Raw genomic sequence first — 10,352 nt, forward strand, 5'->3', positions numbered from 1 at the left:
CCGCCGAACCGTCCGTCACCGAGTCCCCGAAGCCCCCGGCGGTCCTGGTCGGCGCCGGCGACATCGCCTCGTGTGGGAGCTCCGGCGACGAGGCGACCGCGGCGCTCCTCGACCAGATCGACGGCACCGTCGCCACGTTCGGTGACAACGTCTACGACCGGGGGACCGCCACCGAGTTCGCCCGCTGCTACGACCCATCGTGGGGTCGCCACCGCGACCGCACCCGCCCCGCGCCCGGCAACCACGACTACGGCACCGGGTCCGCCACCGCGTACTTCGCGTACTTCGGTGCCGCCGCCGGCCCGCGGGGCGCCGGGTACTACAGCTACGACCTCGGCCCCCACTGGCACGCGGTCGTCCTCAACAGCAACTGCGGGGAGGTGGGTGGTTGCGGACCCGGATCCGCGCAGGGACGCTGGCTACGCGACGACCTCGCCGCCAACGCCGACCGTCACGTCCTGGCCTACTGGCACCATCCACGCTTCAGCTCGGGGCCCCACGGTGACAGCGACGCGACCGCTGCGTTCTGGACCGTGCTGTACGAGCACGGCGCCGAGATCGTCCTGGCGGGCCACGACCACCTGTACGAGCGCTACGCCCCGCTGGACCCCCGCGGACGGGTGGACACCAGCCACGGGATCCGCCAGTTCGTGGTCGGGACCGGCGGGCGGAGCCTGTACCGCCTCCGTGAGCCGCGGCGGGCGGGGTCCGAGGCTGCCAGCGACGACACGTACGGGGTGATCGTCCTGACGCTGCGGCGCGACGGCTACGACTGGGAGTTCGTCCCCGTCGCCGGCGGGACCTTCCGCGACGCCGGGCAGGGCTCGGTGCACGGACCACCCGGCGGCTAGGAGTTCCCCTTCTCACCGTCGACGTCCGGACGGGGTCGACGGTGGCCGTGACGCCGTCCTGCGGCCACCGTCGGGGATCCACCCGGGGAGGTTGCATCGTCCGACGTCACCTGACCGTCCTGCTCACCGCCGTCGCCACGCTCGCCTTCGCCTTCGCCGTCCCGGCAGCAGCCGTTCACGGCCGCGAGCCCACCGACCGGATCGCCGGCGAGGACCGCATCGACACCGCAGCCGCCATCGCACAGCGGACCTTCACCGGCGGCGCGACCAGTGCGGTGCTGGCCTCCGCCAACGACTTCCCCGATGCGTTGGCCGGGTCGTCGCTGGCGGGGGGGATCGGGGCGCCCGTCGTGCTCAGCTGGCGCGACCATCTGCCACAACGCACCGGGCAGGTGCTCCGTGACCTCGGGGTGCAACGGGTCACCATCCTCGGCGGGAGCGACGCGATCGGCGCTGCGGTCGAGACGCAGCTGCGGGAGGGCGGCTACCGGACAGAGCGCGTCGCCGGCCAGACGCGGTACGAGACCGCAGCCGACATCGCGCGCCAGCTCGCCGACCGCCACGGCGTGGGAACGATCCACGACCAGCGGACGGTGTTCGTCGCCTACGGCGGCGACTTCCCCGATGCCCTGACGGTCGGTCCCGGCGCGTACGCCAACCGCAACCCGATCCTGCTGTCGACCACCGACGACCTGCACCCGGCGGCCGCCGCCGCGCTGCGGGACGTGGGCGCCCAGCTGGCTGTCCTCGTCGGCGGCGAGGCGGTCCTGTCCGAGCAGGTCGCTGCGCGCATCCGCGAACTGGGCATCGACACCGACCGGCTCGGTGGACGCGATCGCACCGACACCGCCCAGCTGATCGCGACCTACCTCGAGCAGCACCTGGGCTTCACCGCCGAGCGGATCCTGCTCAGCCGTGGCGACACGTTCCCGGACGCGCTGGCCGCCGCCCCCCACGGCGGCATCCTCGGCGCGCCGATCCTGCTGACCCGCGGGCCCGACAGCGTGAGCTACGACCTGCTGCAGTGGATCGTGGACCGGGCCGACACGATCCAGGAGGTGCGTGCCCTGGGCGGCCCCGCCGCCCTCACCGACCGGGTCCTGCTCCGCCTGGCGGAGGTCGCCTTCCCGCCGATCCAGACGTTGCGGTACACCGTCGGCGTCAGGGACCAGCACGGTCCCGTGCACGCCGATCCGGGGTTCTTCGCCGAGCACGCGGACTGGACCCTGGTCGACCAGCGCGGCTGGGCACTCGACAACGACTTCCGCTACACGCGCGTCCCGCAGGGGGAACCCGCCACCTTCCACCTGTGGCTGGCATCCCCACAGGACGTCGCCGCGGCCAGTCCCGGTTGCAGCGCCGACTGGAGCTGCCGGGTCGGCGACGACGTCTACATCAACGACGACCGCTGGCGCAACGCCACCGCGACCTACGACGAGCGCAGCCTCGACGACTACCGCCACTACGTCGTCCTGCATGAGGTCGGTCACTGGCTGAACCTCGACCACTTCGAGTGCGCCGCGCACCAGGACCCCGGCGAGCCCGCCCCGGTGATGGACCAGCAGTCGATCGACACGGGAGCGTGCACCACCAACGTGTGGCCGCTGCCGTTCGAACGCGACCGCGCACGCGACAACATCGCAACGGGCGGGCCCGGAGCCACCGACGTCCCGGTCCACCCCGAGTGACCGCGCGCGGCGACCGGCGCGCCGTGCCGTGCGGGGCCACGACACCGGCTGTGGCGGTCTAGATTGCGGGCATGGACGCTGGCAGCACCCTCGGCGAACTCCGTGTCGCTGGCTACCCCGACCGCACGGTCAAAGAGGAGCTCCGCGCCAACCTGATCGCGCGGCTGCGGTCCGGTGATCCACTGTTGCCGGACGTGGTCGGGTTCGGCGCCACGGTGGTTCCCGACCTCGAACGTGGGATCCTCGCCGGCCACGACCTGATCCTGCTCGGCGAGCGCGGACAGGCCAAGACCCGCATCGTGCGGCGGCTCGCGGACCTGCTGGACGAGACCGCCCCGGTCGTCGCCGGCTGCGAGGTCAACTGCCACCCCTACCACCCGATCTGCGCCCGCTGCCGTGACCTGGCCGCCGCACACGGCGACGACCTCCCGGTCGAGTGGGTCACGCGTGACCGGCGCTTCAGCGAGAAGCTGGCCACGCCCGACACGTCGGTCGGCGACCTGATCGGTGACGTCGACCCGATCCGGGTCGCCGAGGGCCGCTACCTCGGCGACGAACGCACCATCCACTACGGCCTGCTTCCGCGGACCAACCGCGGCATCTTCGCGCTCAACGAGCTCCCGGACCTGCCCGAGCGAATCCAGGTCGCGCTCCTCAACGTCCTCGAGGAACGCGACGTGCAGATCCGCGGGTACAAGATCCGCCTGCCGCTGGACCTCATCCTGGTCGCCACCGCCAACCCCGACGACTACACCAACCGCGGCCGCATCATCTCTCCGCTCAAGGACCGCTTCGGAACCCAGGTGCGCACGCACTACCCGCAGACCGTCGACGACGAGATCGCGATCGCTCGCCAGGAGGCCGCCCCGCCACCGCCCGACGCCGACGTGCGGGTCCCGCGCTTCATGGAGGAGGTCCTGGCGGAGCTGACCCGGCAGCTGCGCGGCAGCAGCCAGGTCAACCACCGGTCGGGGGTCTCGGTGCGGTACACGATCGGGGCGCGCGAGACGCTCGTGGCCGGGGCGGTGCGCCGGGCCCTGCGCACAGGCGAGCCGCAGGCTGTCCCCCGGGTCGTGGACCTGTGGGCGGTGGTCCCCGCCGCGCTCGGCCGTATCGAGTTCGACACCCTCGAGGAGGGCCGTGAGGAGCAGATCGTGGCACGGCTGCTGCGCCAGGCGGTCCTGATCGTGTGGCGCCGCCACCTCGGCCACCACGACCTGCGCCCGCTGCTGGCCCGCTTCGACCACGGCGTCTCGGTCGAGACACACGACGCGATGGCCGGGGCGGAGCTGCTCGGTCAGTTCGGCGACGAGATACCGGGGCTGGCGCGGCTGATGGAGCGTCTGGACGTCCCCGCCGAGAGCCCCGCGGCAGCGGCGAGCGTGGTCGAGTTCGCGCTCGAGGGGCTGCACCTGTCCAAGCGGCTGAACAAGGACGAGGCCGCGCCCGGCGTCGACCGCTTCCGCAGCGTCTGACCCACGGTCGAACGGTCCGATGGGGGAGCCGGCCGTCGTTACCCTTGGGTCGTGAGTTCCCACCGCTCCTCCCACCTGCCTGGAGAACGCACGGGCGGGGAACGCGTCGACCGCCGTGACCGCGATGCCGGTCCCTCGGTGCCGTCGATGCCCCCGTGGCTGCAGTGGGTGCTGATCGCCGCCGCGATCGTCGGTTTCGGTGTGCTCAGCGTCGCCTCCACGGAGCCCGGAACCGAAGAGTTGGACTACTCCGCGTTCCTGGACCACGTCCAGCAGGGCCAGGTCGAACAGGTCACGATCATGCCCGAGGGGCAGGTCCGCGGGGAGCTCGACGACGGCACGCAGTTCACCACCGTGATCCCGACCGCCCTGCCCAACGAGCAGCTCGAGCAGACGCTACGCGAGCACGAGGTCACGATCGACGCGGAAGCGCCGTCACGAGGGTTCTGGGAGATCGTCATCGCGATGGCCCCCTTCCTGCTGCTGGTCCTGCTGTTCATCTGGATCGGCCGCCGCGCCCGGGGCCAGCTGTCGCAGCTGCGCGGCATCGGCGAATCGCCGGCCGAGATCATCACGACCGAACGTCCCGACACGGTCTTCGACGACGTCGCCGGGTACGAGGGCGTCAAGGAGGAGGTCCGTGAGATCATCGACTACCTCACGGAACCCGAACGCTTCCACCGCGCCGGCGCGCGGGGACCCGGCGGCATCCTGATGGTCGGCCCCCCCGGGACCGGCAAGACGCTGATGGCGCGGGCGGTCGCCGGCGAGGCTGACGTGCCGTTCATCTCGGTGGAGGGCTCCAGCTTCGTGCAGATGCTGGTCGGTGTCGGTGCCTCGCGGGTACGTGACCTGTTCGAGAAGGCGCGGAAGCTGTCCCCGTCGATCATCTTCATCGATGAGCTGGACTCGGTCGGTCGGAAGCGCGGCGGCGCGGCGACGATCGGGGCCAACAACGAGCAGGAGCAGACCCTCAACCAGCTCCTGGCCGAGATGGACGGCTTCGAGCCGAGCGAGCAGGTCGTGGTCATGGCCGCGACGAACCGCCCGCAGCTCCTCGACCAGGCGCTGCTCCGCCCGGGCCGGTTCGACCGGCAGCTGCAGGTCCCGCTCCCACGCCGCGATGACCGCCGTGCCATCCTCGAGGTCCACACCCGCGGCAAACCCGTCGCCGACGACCTCGACCTCGACCGGGTCGCGCGCGCGACCCCGGGGTTCAGCGGCGCGGAACTCGAGAACCTCGTCAACGAGGCAGCCATCACCGCCGTCCGTGACGAACGCGAGACCATCACCCAGGACGACTTCGACCAGGCCCGCACCCGCGTGATGCTCGGTCGCCGCGAGGAGTCCAGCGCCCTGACCGATGACGAGAAGCGCCGCGTCGCGGTGCACGAGTCGGGCCACGCGATCGTGGCGGCGTTGAGCGAACGCGCCGACCCGGTCGCCAAGGTCACGATCCTACCGACCGGCCGGGCACTGGGCGCAACCGAACAGCTGCCCGTCGACGAACGCCGCCTGCACATCGAGAGCTACCTGTTGGACACGTTGGCGGTCCGGGTCGGGGGACGCGCCGCCGAGCTGCTGGTCCTCGGCGAGGCGTCGACCGGTTCGGCGAACGACCTGCGCAACGCGACCGAGGTCGCCGCCCGCATGGTCCGCGACTTCGGCCTGTCGGACAAGCTCGGGCCGGTCGGGTACGCGCAGGACGCCGGGATCGGGCTCGGCGACGACGACGGCGACCGCCAGCCGTTCCAGCAGCGCCCGTTCGCCGAGGCGACCCAACGCATGATCGACGAGGAGGTGGCCCGCCTGATGCGCGAGGCCGAGAAGCACGCGATCGACTCGCTCGAGAACCACCGCGACGCCTTGGAGACGCTGATCGACCGGCTCCTGGCCGAGGAGACCGTCGACGGCGAGGTCGTGTACGAGCTGGTCGGGATCGACGCGCCCCCGTTGTGAGCCGGTCGAACCGGGCACCGGCAGCGCGGCTCACAACGTCTCCAGGCCACCGGCCGGCTCCCGCCGCCGGCCACTACGCTGGGACGCATGCGCGCGCTCTACCGCCGCTGGGACGGCAGCCAGGACCCGTTGGGCGAGGACGTCGACGTCGGTGGGGTCCTCGACGCCCTCGCGGACGACCTGCTGATGGGTCGCGGGGGACAGGTGGCACTGCGCCGGCTGCTGCGCCGTGGCGTCGACGGGGAGCTGCGTGGCCTGGACGAGCTGCGCCGGCGGGTGGGCGACGTCCGTCAGCGGCTCGAGGCGAGCATCGACCCGGGCGGGGCGCTGGCCGACCTGCGTGACCGCCTCGACGAGATCGTCGCGCTGGAGCGCGACGCGCTCGCAGCCGACGACTCCCCGGACGCCCGGTTCGCCGACGTCCGCCTGGGGGAGCTCCCGCACGCTCTGGGGGACGCCATCGCCGAGCTGCACGACCACCGGTTCCGGTCCGAGGTCGCGGCCGCGCGGTTCGCGCAGCTGGTCGACGACCTGCGCCGCCAGGTGCTCGACAGCTACTTGCGGCAGCTCTCGGGCGCGTTACGTGATCTCACACCCGAGGACGTCGCCGCCTTCGCCGCGATGCTCGCCGACCTCAACGCGCTCCTGGACGCGCGGACCCGCGGGGAGGAGCCCGACCTCGACCAGTTCCTGGAGCGGCACGGACGGTTCTTCCCCGAGCGCCCCGCCGACCTCGACGCGCTGCTGGAGATCCTCGCGCGGCGGATGGCGGCGATGAGCCGGCTGTTGGCCAGCATGACGCCCCAGCAGCGCCGCGAGCTCGAGGAGCTGTCACGCGCGGTCCTCGAGGACCTCGACCTGGCGTTCCAGTTCGCTCAGCTCCAGCAGCAGCTGCGCAGCTTGCTCCCGAACCTGCCCTGGGACCAGGCGTCGCCCGGCGGTCCCGGCGACCCGGTGGCGCTGCCGGGCGCGGTGGACGTCTTCGAGCGGCTCGGCGAGCTCGAGGACCTCGACCGTCAACTCGCCGGTGAGTACGCCGGCGCCAGCCTGGAAGACGTCGACGAGGACGCCCTGCGGCGTCACCTGGGCGACGACGCCGCAGACGACCTGCGCCGGCTGCGCCGGGTCGAGCGTGCGCTCCAGGAGGCCGGCGTGCTGCAGCGACGGGCGGGGCGCCTGGAGCTCACACCGCGCGGCGCGCGGATCCTCGGGCAACGTGCCCTCACCCACCTGATGAACCGGATCCGTCGCCAGACCGCGATCCGCGCCGTCGGCGCCGAGGCGGAGACCACCGGCCAGACCCGCCCGTGGCGTTTCGGTGACCGCGAGCCGATCGCCGTGCAGCCCACGATCGCCAACGCTGTGCGGCGCTCGACGGCGGATCGCCCATCCGGTGCGCGGGTGTCGCTGTCACCCGACGACTTCGAGGTGCAGGAGTTGGAGGTCCGACCCCGCACCGCCACCGCGCTGCTGCTGGACCTGTCGTTCTCGATGCCGCTGCGAGGCCACTTCGTCCCCGCCAAACGGATGGCACTGGCGCTGCACGCCCTGATCGAGGGCACCTACCGCCAGGACTCGTTGCACCTGGTCGGTTTCTCCGACTACGCCCGGCGGATGCACCCCGCGGACCTCGGAGCGGCCGCCTCCGACCGGGTGTACGGGACCAACATGCACCACGCGTTCCTGCTCGCACGCCGCCTGCTCAGCGACGATCCACGGCCGGTCAAGCAGGTCATCATGGTGACGGACGGCGAACCCACCGCGCACCTGGACGGCGACACGGCGGTGTTCAACTGGCCGCCGGTGCGCGAGACCCTCGAACGGACCTTGCGGGAGGCGCTGCGGCTGGCGCGGTCGGGCATCGCGCTGCACGTCTTCCTGCTGGAGGACGAACCACGGCTGGTGGCCTTCGCTGATCGCCTGGCGCAGCTGACTGGTGGGCAGATCTTCCAGAGCAGCGGCGACCAACTCGGCGGCTTCATCGTCCGCGACTACATGTCACGACGGACGGCCTGACCGGGTCTGGCCGGCCGTCGCGCAGCGCCGCCGTGCAGGCACCGGAGCGTGCGGGCCGGCGTTGGAGCCGTGGAGTCAGGTCTCCCACTCGGGTGCGAACCCCGGGTCGATCAGGCGCTGTCCGCGTTGCAGCGCATCGATCCGCTGCATCTCGTCGTCGCTGAGCCCGAAGTCCCACACGTCGACGTTCTCGGCACGGTGGGCGCGGTCCGACGAGCGCGGGATGACGGCGACGTTGGGTTGCTGGATCAGCCAGCGCAGCGTGACCTGCGCCGGCGTCTTGCCGTGAACCTGGGCGATCTCCTCCAGCGTCGGGTCATCGAGGACGCGGCCCTTGGCCAGCGGCGAGTACGCCGTCAGCACCAGGTCGCGCTCGACGGCCTGCTCGACGAGCGGCCGCTGGTCGAGGTACGGGTGGTACTCGACCTGGTTGCAGACGATCGGAGCGTGCTCCAGCGCCTCGTCGACCAGGGTGGGGGTGAAGTTGCTGACCCCCAGGTGGCGTGCCTTTCCCTGGTCTCGCAGCTCGCGCATCGCCTCCAGCGTCGCCCCCAACGGGACCGACCGGGTGGGCCAGTGGATCAACAGCAGGTCGACGTCGTCGGTGCCCAGCGCCTGCAGGCTGGCGTCGTGGCTGCGGTGAACGTCGCGGGGCCCCAGGTTGCGCGGCGGGATCTTGGTGACCAGGAAGATCTCGTCGCGATCCACGTCGGCGTCGCGTAGTGCCCGGCCGACCTCCTGCTCGTTGTCGTACATCTGGGCCGTGTCGATGTGGCGGTAGCCGAGCTCCAACGCGTGGCGGACACCCTCGTAGCAGGCGCGGCCCTTCAACTGCCAGGTGCCGAACCCGAGCGCGGGGACCGCCACCCCCTGCACCTCGACGTGCTGCATCTCTGGAGTCTTCCCGTCGCCGGGTGAAGACGCTACGGGGTCGCGCGAGCGTCAGGCGAGCCGTCCACGACCGTTCGGGGAAGACGACAGGAGCGGCGACGGCGGCGAGAGGCGACCGTGTGCGCGCACCGGATCAGGTCGCGACAGCGGCAGGCGACCTCGACTATGGTGCGCGCCGCGACGGCGGCAGGAACGCGGTGCGAGCCCGCGGCGGTCCCGCCACTGTGACCGGGGAGCGACCCTCCGGGGCGCCGACAGGCGCCCGACGAACGGCCACTGGAGCGATCCGGGAAGGCCGGAGGCCAGCGTCGATCCGGGAGCCAGGAGACTGCGCGTCGCCAGACCGACGGGACGCGGATCCCACGAAGGACGACGGATGCACACCCACCTCCTCTCCGGCGCGCTCGCCGGCATGTCGTGGCGGATCGCGCTCGTGGCGGCGCCCGCCCTGTTCGCGGTGTACGCGGTGCTGTTCGAGCAGGGGGCGCTGACCGGCGGCAGCCCACTGCTGCACGAGGTCTTCCACGACGCGCGCCACCTGCTCGGCGTCCCCTGCCACTGACCGCTCGCCGCGGCGGCCTCGAGGTGACACCGGCGGCGTTGACCGCGAACCTGCGCCGTGGGTTGGCGGCGGGGCTCCTGGCCGGACTCGTCGCGGGCGTGGTCGCGTTCGTGGTCGGCGAGCCGCCGTTGCGTGACGCCGTCCACCTCGAGCAGGCCAGCGCCGAGCGACCCGCCGGCGGCGACGTCGTCGCGGTCGGCCGCAGCGTGCAGGAAGCCGGCCTGATCGTCGCCACGGGGCTGGTGGGGGTGACGGCGGGTGGCCTGTTCGGTCTGGTGTTCTCCGCGGTCCGCCCGAGGCTGACGACGTCGAGCGGCTGGACCGCGTCGTTGCAGGTCGGGGCGGCGGCGTACGCCGGGGTGGCGTTGATGCCGTCGCTGAAGTACCCGCCGAACCCGCCCGCGGTCGGCGACCCGGCCACCGTCTCCGGCCGCACCGGCTGGTACCTCCTGGCGGTCGGCGTCTCCCTCGCGGTGGTGGTCGCGGCGTGGGACCTCGCCCGCCGACTCCGCCTGCGCGGGGTCCCTCACGTGGCGCGCCAGCTGCTGACGGCGAGCGCCGCCGGCGTGGGCATGGCCGGGGTGTGGGCGCTGCCCGCCGGAGCGGAGCCCACCGGGGTCCCCGCGGCTCTGCTGTGGGACTTCCGGTTGTCGGCGCTCGCCACGCAGCTGGTCCTGTGGGCGGGCACCGCGGTGGCGTTCGGGCTGCTCAGCGAGCGTGCGTCGGAGGTGGGGTGATGGTCGGCGCCCGCGTCCTGCTGGTGCGCCACGCTCCGACCGCAGCGACCCGCCGCGGCGTGTTCGCCGCCGATGAGCGACTGGACCCCCGGGGGTGCTAGCAGGCGGCCGCGCTGCGCGGGACGCTCCCGCCGATCGAGGCGCTCGTCAGTCCCGCCGCGCGCGCCGTCGAG

8 protein-coding genes and 1 riboswitch are annotated in these 10,352 nt (G+C 72.5%); of the genes, 7 read left to right on the forward strand and 1 reads right to left on the reverse strand.

Annotated elements, in window-relative coordinates; translation table 11 throughout:
* The 5 genes from M3N57_07920 to M3N57_07940 all read left to right on the forward strand — a co-directional run.
* Positions 1-851: metallophosphoesterase (locus tag M3N57_07920; GenBank protein MDP9022610.1), on the forward strand; the 851-nt coding region annotated here is incomplete at its 5' end.
* A 47-nt stretch (positions 852-898) separates the two neighbouring features.
* On the forward strand, positions 899-2,539 hold the full coding sequence (locus M3N57_07925; GenBank protein ID MDP9022611.1) for a cell wall-binding repeat-containing protein: 1,641 nt from the start codon (positions 899-901) through the stop codon (positions 2,537-2,539).
* Positions 2,540-2,610: 71 nt separating this feature from the next.
* A complete protein-coding gene (locus M3N57_07930) occupies positions 2,611-4,014 on the forward strand; it encodes a sigma 54-interacting transcriptional regulator (GenBank protein ID MDP9022612.1) in 1,404 nt (467 codons plus the stop codon).
* 51 nt (positions 4,015-4,065) lie between these two features.
* A complete protein-coding gene (gene ftsH / locus M3N57_07935; protein MDP9022613.1) occupies positions 4,066-5,973 on the forward strand; it encodes an ATP-dependent zinc metalloprotease FtsH in 1,908 nt (635 codons plus the stop codon).
* A gap of 87 nt (positions 5,974-6,060) precedes the next feature.
* On the forward strand, positions 6,061-7,989 hold the full coding sequence (locus tag M3N57_07940; GenBank protein MDP9022614.1) for a hypothetical protein: 1,929 nt from the start codon (positions 6,061-6,063) through the stop codon (positions 7,987-7,989).
* A 75-nt stretch (positions 7,990-8,064) separates the two neighbouring features.
* Here the strand turns inward: M3N57_07940 and M3N57_07945 are convergent, their stop codons facing one another.
* Positions 8,065-8,880: an aldo/keto reductase gene (locus M3N57_07945; protein ID MDP9022615.1), complete on the reverse strand. Its 816-nt coding sequence runs from the start codon at positions 8,878-8,880 to the stop codon at positions 8,065-8,067.
* A 187-nt stretch (positions 8,881-9,067) separates the two neighbouring features.
* Positions 9,068-9,211: riboswitch (cobalamin riboswitch) on the forward strand.
* Between the two features lie 45 nt (positions 9,212-9,256).
* Between M3N57_07945 and M3N57_07950 the strand changes: the two genes are divergently transcribed.
* Both M3N57_07950 and M3N57_07955 read left to right on the forward strand, forming a co-directional pair.
* The gene (locus tag M3N57_07950) at positions 9,257-9,442 is read left to right on the forward strand and encodes a CbtB-domain containing protein (protein MDP9022616.1); all 186 of its coding nucleotides are present in this window, start codon (positions 9,257-9,259) and stop codon (positions 9,440-9,442) included.
* A 38-nt stretch (positions 9,443-9,480) separates the two neighbouring features.
* The gene (locus M3N57_07955; GenBank protein MDP9022617.1) at positions 9,481-10,179 is read left to right on the forward strand and encodes a CbtA family protein; all 699 of its coding nucleotides are present in this window, start codon (positions 9,481-9,483) and stop codon (positions 10,177-10,179) included.
* The last annotated feature ends 173 nt before the right edge of the window (positions 10,180-10,352 follow it).

Source organism: Actinomycetota bacterium (genome assembly GCA_030776725.1).
Lineage (GTDB): Bacteria > Actinomycetota > Nitriliruptoria > Nitriliruptorales > JAHWKO01 > JAHWKW01.

What these genes read in the sequence shown, in the direction of transcription:
- M3N57_07930 (MDP9022612.1), top strand. Translation starts at nt 2,611, where the DNA reads ATGGACGCTGGCAGCACCCTCGGCGAACTCCGTGTCGCTGGCTACCCC.
- M3N57_07950 (MDP9022616.1), top strand. Translation starts at nt 9,257, where the DNA reads ATGCACACCCACCTCCTCTCCGGCGCGCTCGCCGGCATGTCGTGGCGG.
- M3N57_07940 (MDP9022614.1), top strand. Translation starts at nt 6,061, where the DNA reads ATGCGCGCGCTCTACCGCCGCTGGGACGGCAGCCAGGACCCGTTGGGC.
- M3N57_07945 (MDP9022615.1), bottom strand. Translation starts at nt 8,880, where the DNA reads ATGCAGCACGTCGAGGTGCAGGGGGTGGCGGTCCCCGCGCTCGGGTTC.